This window comes from Micromonospora sp. IBHARD003, assembly GCF_056106285.1.
In genome coordinates, this window is record NZ_JBWBBX010000001.1 from 7,739,073 (window position 1) to 7,757,983 (window position 18,911).

The following is an 18,911-nucleotide window of genomic DNA, read 5'->3' on the forward strand; positions in this document are numbered from 1 at the left end:
TCTCGTGCCCGGATCGGTGACCGGCCCCCGCACCGGCGCACGGCTGCCGGACCGGCGGCTGTGACGGGGACCACGCTAGTCAGGATGGAGCCGTCCCGCGCGACGACACCGCGAATCAGTGCCGGGCGACCCGCGAGGCGCTGGAGAACACCCCGATGCCGTTCGGGACCGGGCGCTGCGAGCCGCCGCTGGGATGGTTGCGGACCGTGACCTTCGCGGCTCCAGGTCTGCGGGTCACCAGCGTCGACGAGCCGCCGCCGTCCAGATTGAACGCGTCCTCGGCCCCGTTGCCCCGCATCACCGCCGCCACCTCGGCCACGGTCAGACCGGTCCGGAACTCCGGTGAGCCGTCCAGTGCGAGCAGCAGCAGCCTGTGTCCGTCGTCCGTGATCCCGGCTGCCGTGCGCACCGCCGACGTGGAATCGTCCAGACCCGGAAGGGGTCTGCCGTGGCGCAGTACGGGATAGCCGCCCACAGCGAAGCGGTACGGGATGCGCGAGCGGGCGTCGACGAGCCGGTGCCGCACCAGGACGCGGTCGCCCACGGACAACTTGCGCAGCTCGTCGGCACCTGCCTCCCGGCCGACGAGCACCTCGGTGTCCGGAGCGATCACACCGCGCCCCGGTGCCGGGGCCACGGCCACCACCCGGCCCCCGCGCACCGTCACCTCATAGGTGCGGGTGCTGCACGGCGCCGCGCGGTCGGCATCGGTACCGCAGGTCGCACGGACCCGTGAAACGGCGCCCCAGTCCGAGGTGAACGAGCCCACCGAGCCGACCGGAAGCGCGTACTGGTTCAGCCCTCCCAGCGGGACGCGGCCCGAGGGCGTCGACACACTGCCCTCCAGGGCGAGCCGGCCGAACCGTGCCGTGCCGTCGGCGTCCACGCCCAGCACCTCGCGCGCCGATGTGCCCCGCGGCAGCGCCGGGCCGAAGCGCTGGCCGTCCGGTACGGCGGCCTTCAGCTCGTGGCCTGCTGCGATGGCGGGGCCCACGGGAGCGCTCGTCGCCTCGACCCCGGGATGCTGGGTCTCCGCGATGTCGAAGAAGTCCCCGTTGACTCCGGCGGCCGCTTTCCTGGCGTTGGCGAGTGAGGACAGCGGCGCCCGCGCGCCCACCACGCCCGGGTACAGCAGACCGACGGAGACCCGTGGGTCGCGCAGATCCACCGTCAGCAGATGAGCGCGCGCGGGGCCTTTCGCCGCGGCGATGTCGAACTGCCGGTAGGTGACCCCCGGCGCGATCGGCGCCCGGACGGGTACCTTCGCGGGGGCGGGAGCGGCGGTCGCCGGAGCGCCCCCCGCCAGCCCCGTCGCGACCACGGTGCTCCCGGCGAACACCATCCTGAGCACAATACGAATACGAGCATGACGTGTCGTCACTGAGCCCCCAGGCATCCGGCCAACTCTCCGTATTCACCGAAGAGTCGACCAGACGCGGGAGTCTACGAACCGACCAGCCGGGAACGGATGAGGAAACGCACCCCTTCCGGCGCTTCCAGCGAGAATCCGCTGCCGCGGCCCTCGACCACGTCGACGATAAGGCGCGTGTGCCGCCACACCTCGTACTGGCTCGCCGACATCCAGAAACACACCGGCTCAGCCACTCCTTCGATGGACAGAGCGGCCAGCAGTACGTCGGATCCGCCGGTCCTGAACTCGCCCTCCGGATAGCACATCGGGGCACTGCCGTCACAGCAGCCGCCGGACTGGTGAAACATCAACGGGCCGTGCAGTTGACGTAGTCGGCGCACCAGCTCGGCCGCCGCAGGTGTGAACTCGACGATTCCTGAATCAACAAGTGCGCCTGAAGCAGTCTGGATTGCATCATTCGAAGAGGTATTTGGACAATTCTCGCCCGGAGTTGACCTCGATGACATGAGGAGCCCCCTCTGCTGAATGGACCGACGGTTCCAGTCTCCCTACGACGCAGGCGAGTTGTCCTGTGTCTCGCGAACGGTTATGCGGCCGTGGGGACTTACCATCCCGTGGATGGAGCCGCGTCTACGGGACAGGCACTAGTCAACCCGGCGCAACGTTGCACGCTGGTTGCACCGACGGGGCGTCGCAGATTCACTCGTGAACGGAGCGCTCGCCCGCGGGCGGGATCTCGTCAGGGGCCGGGGTGCGATGCCCGCGCGCCGAGCTGCGGAAGGCGATCGGTGTCAGACCGGTGCGCTGGTGGAAGTACTTCGTGAAGTGCGTGGCGCTGGAGAAACCGAGCTGGGCCGCGATACGGGCCGCGGACAACTCGCCGTGTGCGAGCAGGCGCTTGGCCTCCAGGACGACCCGGCGGTCGATGAACTCCTTGGCCCCGATGCCGGCGGCGGCGAGCGTCGCCCGGGAGAGCGTACGTGCGGAGTAGCCCAGAGCCTGCGCATAGTCCTCGAGGCGGCGGGTGCGGGCGAAGTCGCGCTCGACCGCGTCACGGAACCTCGCGTACGCCGATCCCGCCTCCGGTGCGGGACCGTCGGGCGGCGACGTCAGATGCGCGAGACGCAGAAGGAGGACGTCCAGCAGATGACGCAGCACCGCGACATGGACGTCGAGCGGCATCCGCAGCGCCGTGCGGAACTCGAGCTCCAGTTGGCGGACGGCACCGCTCAGTGCGGCGGCATCACCCCCGTGCGGGGTCCGCACGACCGAACCGTACGGGTCGTCGAGCCCGGCGGCGGCCGCGGTGGCCGGATCCGGGAAGTCCCGTTCGAACAGGATCAGGGTCCCGGCGGCCTGGGTGATGTCGCCCCACATATGCACCTGACCGGGTCTGATCCACAGCCAGGCCCCGGGCCCGAGCACATACTCGGCGAAGTCCACGGTCTGGCGCAGACTGCCGTCGCCGAGAAGGAGCAGGACGTGGAAATCGTGCCGGTTGGGCCCCGCCAGCTGTTCGGCGCCGACGCGGGAGCGCAGTTCCGCGAGCGTCAGGACCTCCACCCCCGCCGGGGTGCCGATGGGTGGAGAGAAGGTGAGCTCAGGGATCATTCATGAGCTCCTTGTCGGTTTTTCACCAGACCGTGTCGCCAGCCTATCAGCGGGGTGGCCCGGATCCTGCTCTAGCCTGCGGCGGAACGCGGCCGGGGACAGTCGCTCGAGGCGTGAGCCCGGTGCGTTTCCGTACGGCCCATTCGGTGATCACAGGAAGGGACTCCGTCCCATGTCGGCAAAACTGGACAACGCGCTCGGGCTCTATCTGGGCGGAATTCGCGACGGCGCCCTCCGCGAGGCCCTCGACAGATCCATCGGTGATCGTTACATCCAGCACAGCACCGGAGTCGCGGACGGCAAGGAGGGATTCCTCGCCTTCTTCGAGCCGTTCCTCGAACGCAATCCTCAGCGGGACATCGAGGTCGTCCGTGCCGTCGAGGACGGGCCGTACGTCTTTCTCCACGTGGCCCAGACCCTCGGCGGAACGACCCGATGGGTGACCGCCGATCTCTTCGACACCGACGACAACGACCGCATCGTCGAGCACTGGGACACCATCGCCCCTGGCGGGCTCACCACACCCTCCGGCCACACCAAGACGGACGGAGCCACGCGGATCACGGATCTCGAGCGAACCGCTGAGAACAAGGCCAGGGTCGCCGAGTTCATCGCCGTGGTTCTGCAGGGCGGCCACATCGCGAGGATGGGTGACTACCTTTCTCCCGACCTCGTGCAGCACAGTCCGCACATCGCCGACGGCGTCGACGGTCTCAGGGCCTACCTGACGGGCCTCGCCGCGGAGGGGAAGGCCCTGACCTATCGCACGGTGCACCGGCTGATCGGCCAGGGTAACTTCGTGGTGACGCTCAGCGAAGTCGCCCTGGGTGGGACGCCCCTGGCCGTGTTCGACGTCTTCCGGCTCGAGAACGGTCGCATCGTCGAACACTGGGACAACCCCGAACCGGTTCCCGGTCCGGCCGAGGCCAACAACAGCGGAAAATTCTGACCGGGCGCGGCATCCGCGCGGCACCCCGTGCGCCCGCGCACCGGTGGATGATCGACTTCCTGTCCGATTGTGACCTCACCGGTTCGGAAATCGGCCTCGTGCGGCGCGGTGGCCCCGGCAACGGTGGAGGGGACGGCGGACGACGGGTCCGCCGCACCCCGCACCATGGGATACGCGCATCATGAACAACAAGGATCTGGTCCTGACGGCCGTGTCGGAGCTCTTCGGGGACAGGGACCCCTCGTCCGTGGACCGCTGGGTCTCACCCGCCTACCGGCAGCACAGCGCCCTCGCCGCCGACGGCCGCGAAGCCCTGCGTGAGCTGGTCGGCTCGCTGCCGGCGGACTTCCGCTACGAGCCCGTCCGCGCCATCGCCGACGGAGACCTCGTCGCCCTGCACGGGATCTATCACGGCTTCGGCCCCGGGCCGCAGGTCGCCTTCGACCTCTACCGGGTGGAGGACGGCAGGCTCGCCGAGCACTGGGACGCTCTCGCTCCCGTCGTCGAGGTGACCGTCAGCGGCCGTACCCAGACGGACGGCCCGACCGAGCCGGGCGACCCGGAACGCACCGAAGCCAACCGCGAGTTGATCGCCGAGTACGCCGAGAAGGTGCTCAAGGGGGCGGACTACTCGCTCTCCGCCGTGTTCACCTCCAGCGAGACCTATCTCCAGCACAACCCCGAGGCGGGCGACGGGCTGGACGGATTCGGGGTGGCCGCGGCCCGCTGGGCCGAGGAGGGCAAGCAGGTGGTGTACCGGACGATCCACCGCGTCATGGCGGAAGGGGACTTCGCGCTGGTGCAGGCGGAGGGCGAGTTCGGCGGTCCGGTCGCCTACTACGACCTGTTCCGCATCGCCGACGGCAGGATCGTCGAGCACTGGGACGTGATCGCCCCGATCCCCGGCCGACTGCCGCACGACAACGGTCTTTTCTGACGGACCGGCGCACGACACGACACGGCGCGGGGCGGCGGGGCCGGCGAGCGGCTGCCTCCGCCCCGCATGCCCCGCATCCCCCTGCATTCCCCCCCGCATTCCCCCCGCATCCAACGGAAAGCAGAGGACCGATGGCCACACCCATGACCGAGGCGCAATGGCATGCCTTCGTGAGCGAGGGCACCAGGACCGCGAAGATCGCCACCACCCGGGCCGACGGACGGCCGCATGTCGCGCCCGTCTGGTTCCTGCTGGACGGCGGCGACTTCGTGTTCACCACGAGCAAGGGCTCCGTCAAGGGCCGGGCGCTGATGCGTGACGAGCGGCTGGCCCTGTGCGTGGAGGACGACCTGCCGCCGTTCTCCTTCGTCGTCGCCGATGGCGCGGCGCTGATCAGCGCCGCCGGGGCGGAGGTGCGCGCATGGGCGACGCGGATCGCCGCCCGTTACGTCGGCGGGGAGCGCGCGGCGGAGTACGGGGTACGCAACAGTGCACCGGGGATCGTCCTGGTGCGGGTGTCGGTGCGCGGCGTCCGGGCGGTCTGCGGTGTGGCCGACTGAGAGCGGTCTACGGCGGTGCCGACCGACAGAAGACGGCCGCGATGCGACCGATGTGTATGTCCGTGGTGCACCGGTGGTCCGCTCCTGAGCCCGGTCATAGCGGCTGGAATGTGCCATTCCGACAACAGATGATCGAGAACTGGGGGTTTTCGGCCATACTGTGATCGGGTGCCTCCCGTGCGTAATCGGTCAGTTCCGTCAGGTGATCAGTCGCGGCACCCCTGTCCGCAGATGGGCCGGATGAGTGTCATTCATCCGGACGTAGTCCCTGTCTGACGAAAAATTTTCCAACCTGACGCCAAACAGGCAAAGGAATCGACCGAAAGTGACCAGTGGCTTTTGACGGCAGATCTGCCGTTCCCTGAGTGTCGTTCACATGCCCGTAACACCCCGAGCCGCCACCGGCGGCCCGTTGCGCATGCCCGCCTTCCGTCTCCTGCTCGCCGGAGCAGCCACAGGACAGCTCGGAGCCCAAGTCACCCTGGTGGCGCTGCCGCTCGTCGCCGTGCTCGAACTCGACGCGTCAGCCTTCCAGGTGGGGCTGCTCACTGCCGCCGAAACCGCAGCGTTCCTGCTCATCGGGTTGCCCGCCGGGGCGTGGACCGACCGGATGCGCAAGCTGCCCCTGATGATCCGGGCCGACCTCGTGCGCGCCGCGACCATGGCGAGCATTCCGCTCGCCGCCGTGGCCGGTGTCCTGACGATGACCCAGCTCTACGTCGTCGCCCTCATCACCGGCGCGGCCACGGTCTTCTTCGATGTGGCCCATCAGAGCTTCCTGCCCCAACTGCTGCCCAGGGAACAGCTCATGGCGGGCAACGGGGCGCTGGAGACGGTCCGTTCATCGGCGCAGGTGACGGGCCCCGGACTAGGCGGCGGGCTCGTCCAGCTGGCCGGAGCCCACCTCGCCATCGTGGCCGACGCGATCGGCTACGCCCTGTCCGCACTGTTCCTGATCGCCATCAGACGGCCCGAGAGCCGCCCCCGGCCGGAACCGGGTACCTCCCTGCGGGGGGACATCGCCGAGGGCGTGCGCTTTGTCGTCGGACACCCGATGCTGCGCATCATCGCCCTCACCACCGGCCTCGGTAACCTCTTCGCCGCCGTGCTGATGGCCACCCAGACCGTGTTCCTGGTGCGTGTGCTGGGACTGGCGCCCGGTGCGATCGGCCTGGTGCTGTCCGCATCCGCCGTCGGCGGACTCGCCGGTGCGCTGTGTGCCGGCACGCTCGCCTCGCGTCTCGGGCAGGCCCGCACGATCTGGCTGTCCCTGCTCGTCACCGGCCCGTTCGCACTGCTGTGGCCGCTGGCCGGACACGGAGCGGCAGGCGCCGCCCTGTTCGCGGCCGGCTCCGGCGTCGTCTTCTTCGGTGCCGTCGTCTACAACGTCGCCCAGGTGAGCTTCCGTCAGGCGCTGTGCCCGCCCAGGTTGCTCGGACGGATGAACGCCACCCTGCGCTTCCTCATGTGGGGGACTCTGCCCCTCGGCGGACTGCTCGGCGGAGCCCTGGCCGACGCCTTCGGACCGCGCACCGCACTGGCCTGCTGCGCCGCCGGTTTCCTGGTCGTACCCCTGCCGCTGCTCCTGTCCCCGCTGCGCGGAATGCGCGACCTGCCGGCGACCGCGCACACCGCCGAAGACACCACCGGAACCGCCGCTGCCGTCACGGAGGACCGGCCCACTCCGGTGAGCTGAGCCCCGCAGAACCGCGCAGCCGAACGCTCCGTCCAACCCCTGCCCGGACCCGGTACGGCAGGACCGCGACAACCGCGGTCCGCCACATCGCCGAGGCCCGGACGTTCAGGGCCCGCCCCCGGCGGGCTTCCCCGGCCGCCGCACCGCGCCCGGCCACGACAGAAAGGTCCATGTGCCCAGCATCACGAGCCAGTACCTGGCCCGCTACCGGCGACTCGGAGCCGGCGAAGGCGCCGACGCCCCGCTTCCCGTCACGGGGGCCCAGCGCCGCTTCGTCCTGGTGCGCTCCCTGGACTCCGCCGGCCGGCCCGACCTGGTACCGATGTTCTTCGCCTTCCCGCGCGGCACCTTGGACCCGTTACGTCTCAAGGCCGCCGCCGACCGCCTCGCCGCCCTGCACCCCGTGCTGCGGGCCGAGCCGGCCGTCGTGCGCGGCACGCCCGTGCTGCTCCCACGGCAGCCCGGCGTCCCCCTGGTCCGGGTGCCTTTGGCTCCCGGTGAGGGCACCGTGTCCGCGTTACGCCGGACGCTCGCCGACTGGAACCCGCAGGGCTCGCCGTTACGGATGTTCCTGGCGCAGGACGACGCCGTCGACGGCGAGGAGGTCCTCGCCGTCGTCCTGGACCACGCCGCCTGCGACGGCCGGTCACTGGAGCGTCTCGTCGGGGATCTCGAAGCCGCCTACGCCGGGAACGCAGCTGCCGAACGTCCGAGCCCGGGTGAAACCGCCGCCGAACTGGCCGCCTACCGGGAAGCCGTACTCCTCCAACTGGAGGCCGAGGACCGCGCCTCCTCGCCCGACGCGATGGCCTACTGGGGCGAACGGCTGCGCACCACACGCGAACTGGCGCCCCTGCCGCGGCCGGACCGCCCGGCCCCCGGGACACTGCCGAGCGGCTCGGCCGAACTGCGGCTGTCATCCGCCGCCCCCTCAGTGCCCTTCCCCGATCTGCTGGACGCCTGCCGGGCCGCCGCGCGAACCCTCTACGGGCCCGGGCACGTCATACCGCTCGGCTATCCATGGGGCGGTCGCCCGCCCGGCGCCGCGCCGGTGCTCGGCTGCTTCCTCAACACCGTGGTCTTCCCGGCCGAGACCGTCGAGACCTCCACCGCGGACCCGACAGCGCTCGCGTGGTGGGACGACCTGGACCGGGCCGACACCCCCTTCGACGCCGTCGTGCACGCCGCCCGGGCCGCGGGATCCGGCTGGACCGGCCGCCTCGACGGCCTGCTCACCGTGGACGACGCGGAACGGCGCCCGCTGCTGCGCCTCGGCGGTGTCACGGGCCGCGAGATCCACATCGACGGCAGAGCCGTACGCGGCCCTTTCGCCGTCTCCGTCACCCAGGGGACCGAGCTGCGCCTGCGCATGGTGTGGGACCGCGCCGTCCTCGACGACGAAACCGCCGAACGCGCCTTCACCGCACTGGCCGACGCGGTCGGGGAACCGGCCGGCACACCCGGCTGAGCCGTTCGCGCAGGTGTACCGCGCCCGACGGCCCGTACACCGCGACGACCCCACGCATCACCGACAGCCGGGCCCTGCCGCGCGATCCGCGGACGGCCCGCGCACCACAGCCGGACACGACGCTGCCCGGCATCGACACAACCGACCCGACAACCCCAGGGATCGCCCATGCTCCCCCTCTCCTCCTCGCAGGAGATCGTCTGGCTGCACGAGCAAGTGCAACCGGGCAGCCGCGCCTACAACTTCACCGGCGCGCTCGACCTGTACGGCACCCTCGACACGGATGCCCTGCGCCATGGACTCACCGCCACGCTCGACCGGCACCCCGGTCTGCGACTCGAACTCGTCGCCGTCGAAGGGGCGATGCCCGCACAGCGGGTCGCCGGTCCCTGCGCGCCCCGGCTGCACACGGTCGACCTGAGCGGCGAAGAGGACCCCGAGGCGGAGTTCGCACGGTTACTGCGCACTGAGGCCGAGACACCGCTCGACACCTTCCAGGCGCCGTTACTGCGCTGGACCCTGGTCCGGCTCGCGGAGGACCACCACCGTCTCATCCACGTCGAGCACCACCTCATCCACGACGGCCACTCCTTCGCGATCCTGCTCGACGACGTCTTCCGTGTGTACCGGGGCCATGTGCTCGGCGAGCCGGTCACCCTGCCGCCCGCGTCCTCCTACGCCGACCACATCCGCGCCCAGGCCGAGACCCCGTTCGCACCGGAGAGCCTCGACTTCTGGACCGGTGAACTCCGCGACGTCGCCCATGACATGCCACTGCCCGGACTGACCCGGCCCGGCGCACGGCGCAGGCACCACGGCGGACAGCTGCGCCAGTCGATCGGTGCCGACCTCGCCGTGCGGCTGCGCGAACACGCCCGCGCCCGGGGACTGACCCCCTTCGCCACCCTGCTCGGTCTCTTCGCCGAGCTGCTGCGCCGGCACAGCGGCCGCACACAGATGGTCGTCGGCACCGCCGTCGGCAACCGCCCGCGCGGCTTCGAGGACGCGGTCGGGATGTTCGTCAACACCATCCCGCTGCCGCTCCGGCTCGACCCCACCGCTCCGGCCGAGGACACCATGGACGAGGTGACCGACACCCTCATCCGGGCCCTCCCGCATCAGGACGTACCCGTCCAGGAGCTCACCCGGGCCCTCGGCATGCACACCTCGGGCGCCGACAACCCGCTTTTCAGCGTGATGTTCAGCGCCCACGACGCGCCGCTGCCCGAAATCGACGTCCCCGGACTGGAGATCACCCTCTTCGAGGGGTTCAACACCGGCACCACCCGGTTCGACCTGGACGTCGTACTGCTGCCGGACGACAGGCGGGGCGTCACCACCCGCCACGGCGCAGCCGGTATGACCCTCGTCTGGGACTACGACGCCGACCTGTTCGGCGAGGATGTGACCAGGCTGCTCGCCGGACGGTTGCTGGACCTGGTGCGGGCCTACCTCGACGACCCGGGCACCGCACTCGCCGACCTCGCGCCCGTACACCCCGAGGAGAGCCGCCCCGCTGCCCTGCCGGCGCGGCCGGAACACGACCCGCTCGACCCGGCGGCCTGGCAGGATCCGGCCCTGCCCGCGCTGCTCATCGGTGCCCGCCGCATCACCTACGGCGAACTGAACGCCCGGGTCGAGGCGCTCGCGGGGCGCCTGCGCGACGCCGGGGTGACGGCGGGCCTGCCCGTGGCCGCCGTACTGCCCCGTGGGCTCGACTCGGTGACCACCCTGCTGGCCTGTCTGCGCACCGGAGCGGTGTACTGCCCGGTCTCGCCGTCCGACCCTGAGGCCCGCATCGACACGCTGCTGACACGGCTCGCCCCGGCGCTGGTCCTGACCTCGGCCGGCAGCCCGGTGACGATCCCGGACGGCCTTCCCACGGCCACCGTCGACGCCCCTGTGCTGCCCCCGGCGGGCGAGAGCGCCCCGGTACCGGGCGCCACGTACATCATCCACACCTCGGGCTCCACGGGCGTCCCCAAGCCGGTCGCGGTCGGCCGCGCGGCACTCGAGCACCATCTGACCGCAGCCGCCGAGCGGTTCGGCCTCGCACCCGGCGACCGGGTCCTGCTGTTCGCCCAGCCCTCCTTCGACGTGGCGCTCGAGGAGGTCCTGCCGTCGCTGTACGCCGGGGCCTGCCTCGTGGTTCCCGAGCACGAGGTGCCCACCGGCGCCGAACTGACCGGACTGTTCCACGCGGCCCGCGTCACCGTCGCCAACATCCCCACCAGCTACTTCCTCGCCGTCCGCGAGGACATGCGGCCCGCGCTGCGGGACGGCACCTGGGCGCCGCGGCTGCTGGTGCTCGGCGGGGAGCGGCTGCCCGCCGACGTCCTGCGGGACTTCATGGCCGACACCGACGCCACCGTGCTCAATGTGTACGGCGTCACCGAGGCCGCCATCAGCTCGACCGTCCACGAGATCAGCCGCGACGCGCTCGCCGACGGGGCCGAGATCCCGCTCGGCACCGAACTGCCCGGTGAGCGGGTGCACATCCTGGACTCCGGGCACCGCCCGCTGCCGTCCGGCGCGGTCGGCGAACTCGCCATCGCGGGACCGGGCCTCGCCGAAGGCTACGCCGGCAACCCCGACGCCACGGCCGCCCGCTTCGTGACCGTCGACGCACTCGGCGGCGAGCGGGTCTACCTCACCGGTGACCTCGGCTACCGCGGCCTCGACGGACTGCTGTACTTCCTGGGCCGCCGCGACAACCAGATCAAACTGCGCGGCCACCGCATCGAGCTGGAAGAAGTCGAGGCCGCGGCGTCCTCGGCGCTCGGCGGACGCTCCTGCGCGGTCGTCCTGGACCGGGAAGCACCCGGCGGCCCCCGGCTCGTAGGCTTCCAGGAGGCCCCGGCGGGCGCGGACGCCCAGGGGGCGTGGGACGAACAGGCACTGCACACCGAGCTGAGCCGACGGCTGCCCGGCGCCCTCGTACCGGCACGCTGGGCACGGCTGGACAGCATGCCCACCCTGGCCGGGGGCAAGCCCGACCGGGTGGCGCTCGCCCGCAGGGCCGCCGCGCTCGAGCCCGCCGAGCCCACCGAGCCCGCCGAAAACGCAGCGTACGACGGCACGGCGAACGACACGCAGTCCGTCCCCGCCGATCCGATGACCGCCCTGCTCAGCGAAGGCTGGCGCGAAGTGCTCGGCCACAACCGCTTCGACGAGACCTCGCACTTCTTCAGGACCGGCGGCCACTCCCTGCTCGCGGCCCAGCTCGCCGCCTGGCTCGAACCGCGGCTCGGTCAGCGCCCGCCGCTGCGGCTGCTCTTCCAGAACCCGGTACTCGCCGACCAGGCCGGAGCCCTCGCGGCCACCGCCACCACCTCGACGGAGTCGTGATGACCCAGACCCTGAACTCCCCGGCCGACCGGACGACCGCCGAAAGCCCCCGGACCGACGCGGACACCGCGCTCAGCGTCGCCCGGGGCGCCGCCCCCGCCGCCTCCGGAGTGCTCTCCCTCTTCGAGGAGTGGGTCCGCCGCACCCCCGACGCCCCCGCGGTGATCGACGGCGGCCACAGCTGGACCTACCGGGACCTCGATACCGCCGCCGCGCGGGTCGTCGCCGCGCTCGGCGACCGCGTACGTCCCGGAGATCTGGTGGGCGTCTGCCTCGACCGCTCGGCCGCACTCGTGGTGACCGCGATCGCCCTCGCCCGCATGGGCGCCGTCTATCTGCCGCTCGGCCCCCGCCCCGGACAGCGGCGCACCGACGCCGTCACGGAAGACCTGGGCGTCGTCTGCCTGATCGGCGACCCGCAGATCCTGCCGGACCGGCACCGCAGCGCCGAGCACGTCGCCCTCGCGCTGCCCGCCGAGGGCGCCAACACCGGCGGCACGGCGGTGGCCGCCTTCGCCGCCCCGGGCCCCGGCGCACGCCAGGCTCCCGGCGAGGCGTTCTACGCCGTGCTGACCTCCGGCTCCACCGGGCGCCCCAAGGCCGTCGCCGTCGCCGAAGGCGCACTCGGCACGCTGCTCGACTGGTACCGCCACGAAACCGGGCTCGCCCCCGGCGACCGGCAGTCCCTCCTCATCGGCGTCGCCTTCGACCCCCATCTGATGGAGCTGTGGGCAGGGCTCACCTCCGGCGCCGCGCTCGTACCCGCCCCCGACGACGTCCGCTGGGACAGCGCCGTGCTCACCGACTGGTGGCGCGACGCCGGGGTCACCGTGTCCGTCGGTGCCACCCCGATGATCGAACCGCTGATGGACCGTCCCTGGCCGCAGGACCTGCCCCTGCGCCATCTCATCGTGGGCGGGGACCGGATGAGGCGCCGGCCCGGCGGTGACGTCACCGCCACCGTCCACAACGCCTACGGCCCGGCCGAGGCCACCGTCGTCACCACCACCTTCGCGATGCCGGGCACGGACCCGACGGCGGACGCACAGACCCCGCCGCCCATCGGCGCTCCCATACCGGGCGTGACGGTCGTCGTCACCGACACCGAGGGCCGTGTCGTCCCTCGCGGCGAGGACGGCGAACTCCGCATCGGCGGCACCTGCCTGGCACTCGGCTATCTGGACCCGGAGCTCACCGCCCGCCGCTTCAGCGCCCCGCCCGCCGACGTGGAACTGCCGGGTGCCGACCGGCTCTACCGCACCGGCGACCGGGTGCGGATGAGGCCCGACGGCCTGCTGGAGTTCCTCGGCCGGCTCGACGACCAGGTCAAGATCAGCGGCGTTCGCGTCGAACCGGCCGAAGTGGAAGCCGCGTTCGAGCAGGACCCCGCGGTACACAGCGCGGTCGTCACCGCGCTCCGCACCCCCGACGGCGCGACCCGTCTGGTGGCCCATGTACGTCCGGCGGCCGGGGTCGTCTGCGACACTGCGGCGCTGCTGGCGGCGGTACGGGCCTGGCTGCCCGAGCAGGCCGTGCCCTCCGACGTCCGGATCGTCGACGGCTACCCCCTCGACGCCAACGGAAAGGTCGACCGGGCCGAGCTGAGCCGCCTGGCCACCGCCGAACCCGCGGCCCCCGCCGCCCACGGCGACCTGCCCGCCGGTGCCACGCCCGACGAGCTGCTCGTGCTGCGTGCCGTACGCGACCTCCTGGGCCGCCCCGGTATCGCACTCACCGACAACTTCACCGACTCCGGCGGCACCTCCGTCCAGGCAGCCCGGCTGCTGACGGCCATCGAGGAGGAGACCGGCGTACGCCTGCGCGCACCCCATCTGCTCCGCCAGCCCGACCTGCGGGCCATGGCCGCCCTCATCGACTGGGTCCGCACCGGCGCACCGCGGCCGGGAGCCTGAATGACCCTCACCGACCCGCACACCCACGCCACCCGTAAGGACGGCCCCGTGCCCACCTCCGACGCCCGGACCACCGAGGCCGGGACCCCGTCCGTGCCCGGCGGGGGACTGCCCGCCCTGGTGGCCCGGCACGCCGCGGCCACCCCGGACGCACTGGCTGTCGCCGACGGCGACACCACCCTCACCTACGCCCAGCTCGACCACTCCGCCCGCGCCCTCGCCGCCCATCTGCGCGACAACGGTGTGGCCCGCGGCGACCGGGTGGCCCTGCTGATGCCCCGCTCGGCACGCACCGTCGTGGCCCAGCTGGCGCTGTGGTGGGCGGGCGCCGTCTGCGTACCGCTGGACCCGGCACACCCCCGCCCGCGCACCGAGGCCATGAGCGCCGACGCCCAGGTGACACTGACGATCGGCGACCGCAAGCTGCTGGAGTCCGCTGCCCCGGCCGGACCCGCCCTGCCGCTGCCCGACGAGCCGCTGCTCACCGGTGACGCACCGGCCGGGTCCGAGGCCGAGCCGGATCCGACGGCGTTCATCCTGTTCACCTCGGGCTCCACCGGCCGGCCCAAGGGCGTGGCCGTCCCGCACGGCGCCGTGATGGAGCTGGTCACACCCACCGGCTATGTGACCCTCACCTCGCGCGACCGCGTGCTGTTCCACTCGCCCACGACGTTCGACGCCTCGACGTTCGAAGTGTGGGGAGCGCTCGCGGCCGGTGCCGCCGTGGTCGTGTGCACCGTCGAACGGCCCTCGTTCGAGGACCTCACCCGGCATGTGGAACGGCACGGCGTCACCGTCGCCTTCCTCACCACCGCGCTCTTCCATCAGCTCGCCGCCCGCCGGTCCCGGCTGTTCTCGCTCCTGCGCGGCGTCGTCGTCGGCGGTGAGGCCCTCGCGGCCCAGCACGCCCGCACCGTCGTGCGCGCCTTCCCCTGGCTCGAACTCGTCAACGGCTACGGCCCGACCGAGACGACCACCTTCGCCACGGCCCACCGCGTCACCGACGCCGACTGCGACGGGCCGGTACCCATCGGCCTGCCCATCGCCGGCGCGACCGCACACGTCCTGGACGAGGAGGGCCGGCCGGTCGACGAAGGACAGCGCGGTGAACTGTGGGTCGGCGGCAGCCGGCTGGCCCACGGCTACGTCGGGCAGCCGGAGCTCACGGCAGAGCGGTTCGTTCAGCACCCCGGACTCGGACGGCTCTACCGCACGGGTGACGTGGTGTCCCAGCGGCCCGGCGGCGTACTCGACTACCACGGCCGCACCGACGACCAGGTCAAGGTACGCGGCTTCCGCATCGAACCGGGCGAGGTCGAACACGCGCTGCGCGAACAGCACGACGTCGACGACGCGGCGGTCACCGTGCACCGGCCCACCGACGACGACGCCCGGCTCGTCGCCTTCGTCGTCGCCGCACCCGGTCCGGTGCCCCGGGCGGACTCCCTGCGCGAGCGGCTCTCCGCCGTGCTGCCCGCCCATCTGGTCCCGGACTCCGTGACCGTGGTCGAACGACTGCCGCTCACCACCGCCGGCAAGGTCGACCGGCGTGCACTCACCGCCCTCGTCGGAACGGGCGCGGCCGACGCGCCCGCGGCGCCGATGACCCCGCTGGAACAGGCGGTCGCCGACGTCTGGAGCAGGGCGCTGGGCACCGAGGTCACCCGGCCCGACGCCGACTTCATCGCTCTCGGCGGCCACTCGCTGCTCGCGCTCGTCGTCACCGACGACCTCCGCGAGGACCTCGGTGTGGAACTGGCGCTCGCCGACTTCTTCGGCGCCCCCACGGTCGCAGGACAGGCCGCGTTGGTCGAGCGCGCTCTCCTCACCGTGCACGACGATCTGCGCCCCGACACCCTGGAGCACACCGATGGCCACTGACACCTCAGCGCACCGGGCCCGCCAGGAAGAACTGCTGCGACGGGCACGCGGCCGTGTCTCCGCGCCCGGCGCACCAGCACCAGCGCCGCCGGTGGCCGTCTCAGGCCCGTCCACAGCCGTCACCGGGGCAGCGGAGCACGGTCCCGCACCGCTCTCGCACGCCCAGCGCCGTATGTGGCTCATGGACCGGCTCGGCCATGCGGGCGCCTCCTACAGCGTGCCCTTCGCGACCCGGCTGCGGGGCCCGCTCGACCTGGCCGCGCTCACCACCGCACTGACCACGCTCGTGAGCCGGCACGAGATCCTGCGCACGCGCTACGGACAGCGGGACGGCGAGCCCTGCCAGGAGACCCTGGACGCGCCCGCGGCGGTCACCGTGCCCGTCGTGGACACCGACGCGGAGAGCGCCGCCGCCCTGCTCGCCGACGAGGCACGCCGCCCCTTCGACCTGTCCGCGGGAGAGGTGCTGCGCGCCCTGGTCCTGCGCCACGGCGAGCAGGACCACACGGTGCTGCTGACGTTCCATCACATCGCCATCGACGGGGGCTCGCTGGACACCGTCGCCCGCGAACTGACCGCGCTCTACACCGCTGCCGTCCACAAGACCGAACCGGCGTTGCCCCCCGCGCCGCCGCAGTACGCCGACTTCGCACGAAGCGAGCACACGGCGGCCGGCCGCTCCGACGAGGACCTGCGCCACTGGGCCGGACGCCTGGCGGGAGCCGGGGCCCCGCGGCTCCCGCGTCCCACCAGTGCCCCGGGGGTCGCGGGCTTCCGGCCCGCCGGCACCCACACCGTCCCGCTCACCGACCGGGTGCCCGGGGCGCTGCGCGACCTGGGCGGTGAGCACCGCGCCACCGTGTTCACGGTGGCGCTCGCGGCCTCGTTCGCCGCGCTGCACCATCTCACCGGAGACGACGATCTGGTCATCGGGGTCGCGAGCACCCACCGCCGGGGCGCGGCCATGCGCGACCTGGTCGGCCTCTGCGTCAACACCCTTCCGGTGCGGGCGGACCTGTCCGGAGACCCGGCGTTCACCGTGCTCGTCGAACGGGTGCGGGGCGCGCTACTGGATGCCCAGCAGTACCGGCATGTGCCCTTCGACCTCGTCCTGGAGCGCCTCGGTGCCGCCGCGCGCGGCACCGACGGCACCGCACTGGTCCGGGTGACCGCCGATGTCCTCGGCGAACCGGCGACGCTCCAACTGCCCGGCACAGCGGGGGAGTACGTCGAAGTCGGCGTCGGGGAAGCCAAGTTCGACCTCTCCTTCGGCCTGGACACACAGAAGCCGGCCGCCGTTGTGCAGTACGCCAGGACCGCGCTGGACGACGGCGCCGTGGCCGCACTCGGAGCGGGGTTCGCGGCCCTGCTCGAGGCGGTGGCGGCCGATCCACGGCTGAGGCTTTCACAACTGCCGTGCGTCACAACCGTGGACGGTGACGGCGGTAGCGACCGGAACGAGCAGAGCGGTCGGACCGGCCCGGAGGGTCACCGCGGCGAGGACGGGCGGAGCGCCGACCCGGACCACGACGGCACCCTGTCCTCACAGGGCGGACCGCACCCGGCCGAGGCGGCACTGCGGGCCCACCCCCGGGTCGTCGACGCCACCGTGGCCGAACCAGCCGGCGGACCCGTGCTCGCGTACGCCGTACTGCGTGACGGCGTGGGCCCGACACCGTACGAGCTGCGCTCGCACCTGCGGACGGTCCTGGCTCCCCATGTGGTGCCCGCGGCCGTCACCCTGCTGGACGCCCTGCCGCGCACGGCCGACGGCGGCATCGACGAGGGCCGTCTGCCCGCGATGCCGGCACCCTCCGCACCGGCCGGCCCGCGGGCGGAAGCCGTCACCGAGGGCTTCGCCGCCCTGCTGGGCCGGACACCGTCACCGGATGACGACTTCTTCGCCCTGGGGGGCCACTCGCTGGTGGCCGTCCAGCTCGCCGAAAGGCTGCGATCAGCGCTGCAACTGCCGCTGACCGGGCTGGACATCCTCCAGGCGCGTACGCCGCGGGCGCTCACCGCGCTGCTGGACGCCCGCGAGCAGGAGCGGGCCGCGGCCAGGTCCGCTCCCGTCCCCGCCCGGCCGCGGACCGTCCGCCCGGGCACCGTCCTCGTCACCGGGGGAACCGGCGGGGTCGGCGCGTTCGTCCTCCGCGAACTGGTCGCTCAGGGACGCCCGGTGCTCGCCCTGGCCCGCCCCGAGTCCGCCCATCTCGTCGCCGGGGACGGCGTGGACGTCATCGAGGGCGACCTCGCCGACCCGGCGGTGCTGCGCGAGGCGGTGGCCGCCGCGGACGCCGTCATCCACGCCGCCTGTACGTTCACCCGGCCCGATGTGGACCTCGCGGCGATGGAAGCCATGATCGAGGGCTGGCGGCGCGGGCCGTTCGTCTTCGTCAGCAGCGTCGACGCCTACGGGCACCCCGACGGCGACCGGGTCGCCGAGGAATCGGCCTCCCGGGAACCGCTCAGCCCCTACGGGCGCGGCAAGCTCGACTGCGAGGCACTGCTGCTGCGAGCGGCAGGAACCGAAGGCCGGGGCGGGGCGAGCGCCGTACGGTCGCCGATCGTGTGGGGGGCGCACGACCGGCTGCGCGACCAGCTGCGCTGGGGAGCCACCGGACTGCTCTACCAGGCCGCCCGCGAGGGACGGCCGATCGAACTGCCGCGCCCGGGCACTGGGGGACACCCCTGGTACGGGGCGGCATGGGTGCACGCAGCGGCCCTGGCCCGGGCGGTGACGAGCTGTCTGGACACACCGGTGCACGGCGTCGCCAACGCCGTCAGCGGCCATGTGTCCTGGCAGGAGCTCGCCACCGATCTGACCGCCCTGCTGGGCAGCGAGAGCGTCGTCCAGGAGACCGGCCGGGTCCACCAGGACCTCGACCACCGCTGGCACTACGACAGCCACCGGCTGGCCGCCGCGCTTCGGGCACAGCCGGGCGAGGACCGCCGATCGGTGCTCGCCGCGATGATCGGCGGCGGGGCGGAGAAGGCCTCCTGACTCCCCGAGCGCCTCTCCCCGGCAGATGAGGCGCAGCGCTCGGCACGATACGGCGCGGTGCGCGGCGGCCCTGCGGGCCACCGTGCGCCGCGCCGTCGTTTCCTCTGTCTCAGGGCTACGGGAAACCTCGGGAAACCCCTGGTCACAGGCTTGTCCGAGGCGCCACGGTGGG

At 72.6% G+C, this 18,911-nt stretch carries 12 protein-coding genes; 9 read left to right on the forward strand and 3 right to left on the reverse strand.

Features of this window, described 5'->3' with window-relative positions; all coding sequences use genetic code 11:
- Positions 1-115: 115 nt before the first annotated feature.
- The 3 genes from ACTWOL_RS33730 to ACTWOL_RS33740 all read right to left on the reverse strand — a co-directional run bounded on the left by ACTWOL_RS33730 (position 116) and on the right by ACTWOL_RS33740 (position 2,983).
- Positions 116-1,342, reverse strand: coding sequence for a phosphodiester glycosidase family protein (locus ACTWOL_RS33730; RefSeq protein ID WP_474300679.1), 1,227 nt, complete (start codon positions 1,340-1,342; stop codon positions 116-118).
- A gap of 101 nt (positions 1,343-1,443) precedes the next feature.
- Complete coding sequence (locus ACTWOL_RS33735; protein WP_474301309.1) at positions 1,444-1,821, reverse strand: DUF779 domain-containing protein; 378 nt, start codon at positions 1,819-1,821, stop codon at positions 1,444-1,446.
- Positions 1,822-2,071: 250 nt separating this feature from the next.
- The gene (locus tag ACTWOL_RS33740) at positions 2,072-2,983 is read right to left on the reverse strand and encodes a helix-turn-helix transcriptional regulator (protein ID WP_474300680.1); all 912 of its coding nucleotides are present in this window, start codon (positions 2,981-2,983) and stop codon (positions 2,072-2,074) included.
- A gap of 172 nt (positions 2,984-3,155) precedes the next feature.
- Here ACTWOL_RS33740 and ACTWOL_RS33745 point away from each other — a divergent pair, with 172 nt between their 5' ends.
- From ACTWOL_RS33745 to ACTWOL_RS33785, 9 genes are all read left to right on the forward strand, one after another.
- A complete protein-coding gene (locus ACTWOL_RS33745) occupies positions 3,156-3,932 on the forward strand; it encodes a nuclear transport factor 2 family protein (protein ID WP_474300681.1) in 777 nt (258 codons plus the stop codon).
- A gap of 181 nt (positions 3,933-4,113) precedes the next feature.
- Positions 4,114-4,869, forward strand: a complete 756-nt coding sequence (locus ACTWOL_RS33750) for a nuclear transport factor 2 family protein (RefSeq protein WP_474300682.1) — start codon at positions 4,114-4,116, stop codon at positions 4,867-4,869.
- Between the two features lie 131 nt (positions 4,870-5,000).
- Positions 5,001-5,429 carry a PPOX class F420-dependent oxidoreductase gene (locus tag ACTWOL_RS33755; protein WP_474300683.1) on the forward strand — a complete coding sequence of 143 codons (429 nt, stop codon included), beginning with the start codon at positions 5,001-5,003 and terminating at the stop codon, positions 5,427-5,429.
- A gap of 376 nt (positions 5,430-5,805) precedes the next feature.
- Complete coding sequence (locus ACTWOL_RS33760) at positions 5,806-7,125, forward strand: MFS transporter (protein ID WP_474300684.1); 1,320 nt, start codon at positions 5,806-5,808, stop codon at positions 7,123-7,125.
- Positions 7,126-7,297: 172 nt separating this feature from the next.
- Complete coding sequence (locus tag ACTWOL_RS33765; protein WP_474300685.1) at positions 7,298-8,593, forward strand: hypothetical protein; 1,296 nt, start codon at positions 7,298-7,300, stop codon at positions 8,591-8,593.
- A 168-nt stretch (positions 8,594-8,761) separates the two neighbouring features.
- Complete coding sequence (locus ACTWOL_RS33770) at positions 8,762-11,941, forward strand: non-ribosomal peptide synthetase (RefSeq protein ID WP_474300686.1); 3,180 nt, start codon at positions 8,762-8,764, stop codon at positions 11,939-11,941.
- Positions 11,941-13,854, forward strand: a complete 1,914-nt coding sequence (locus ACTWOL_RS33775; RefSeq protein ID WP_474300687.1) for a non-ribosomal peptide synthetase — start codon at positions 11,941-11,943, stop codon at positions 13,852-13,854. The genes ACTWOL_RS33770 and ACTWOL_RS33775 overlap by 1 nt, the downstream gene beginning before the upstream one ends.
- Positions 13,855-15,735, forward strand: coding sequence for an amino acid adenylation domain-containing protein (locus tag ACTWOL_RS33780; RefSeq protein WP_474300688.1), 1,881 nt, complete (start codon positions 13,855-13,857; stop codon positions 15,733-15,735).
- Positions 15,725-18,739, forward strand: a complete 3,015-nt coding sequence (locus ACTWOL_RS33785) for a condensation domain-containing protein (protein WP_474300689.1) — start codon at positions 15,725-15,727, stop codon at positions 18,737-18,739. Before ACTWOL_RS33780 ends, ACTWOL_RS33785 begins: the two co-directional genes overlap by 11 nt.
- The last annotated feature ends 172 nt before the right edge of the window (positions 18,740-18,911 follow it).

Bases quoted from the DNA above. Each gene is read 5' to 3' on its own strand.
- ACTWOL_RS33730 (WP_474300679.1), bottom strand. From the start codon at position 1,342: ATGGTGTTCGCCGGGAGCACCGTGGTCGCGACGGGGCTGGCGGGGGGC.
- ACTWOL_RS33740 (WP_474300680.1), bottom strand. From the start codon at position 2,983: ATGATCCCTGAGCTCACCTTCTCTCCACCCATCGGCACCCCGGCGGGG.
- ACTWOL_RS33745 (WP_474300681.1), top strand. From the start codon at position 3,156: ATGTCGGCAAAACTGGACAACGCGCTCGGGCTCTATCTGGGCGGAATT.
- ACTWOL_RS33750 (WP_474300682.1), top strand. From the start codon at position 4,114: ATGAACAACAAGGATCTGGTCCTGACGGCCGTGTCGGAGCTCTTCGGG.
- ACTWOL_RS33755 (WP_474300683.1), top strand. From the start codon at position 5,001: ATGGCCACACCCATGACCGAGGCGCAATGGCATGCCTTCGTGAGCGAG.
- ACTWOL_RS33760 (WP_474300684.1), top strand. From the start codon at position 5,806: ATGCCCGTAACACCCCGAGCCGCCACCGGCGGCCCGTTGCGCATGCCC.
- ACTWOL_RS33770 (WP_474300686.1), top strand. From the start codon at position 8,762: ATGCTCCCCCTCTCCTCCTCGCAGGAGATCGTCTGGCTGCACGAGCAA.
- ACTWOL_RS33775 (WP_474300687.1), top strand. From the start codon at position 11,941: ATGACCCAGACCCTGAACTCCCCGGCCGACCGGACGACCGCCGAAAGC.
- ACTWOL_RS33780 (WP_474300688.1), top strand. From the start codon at position 13,855: ATGACCCTCACCGACCCGCACACCCACGCCACCCGTAAGGACGGCCCC.
- ACTWOL_RS33785 (WP_474300689.1), top strand. From the start codon at position 15,725: ATGGCCACTGACACCTCAGCGCACCGGGCCCGCCAGGAAGAACTGCTG.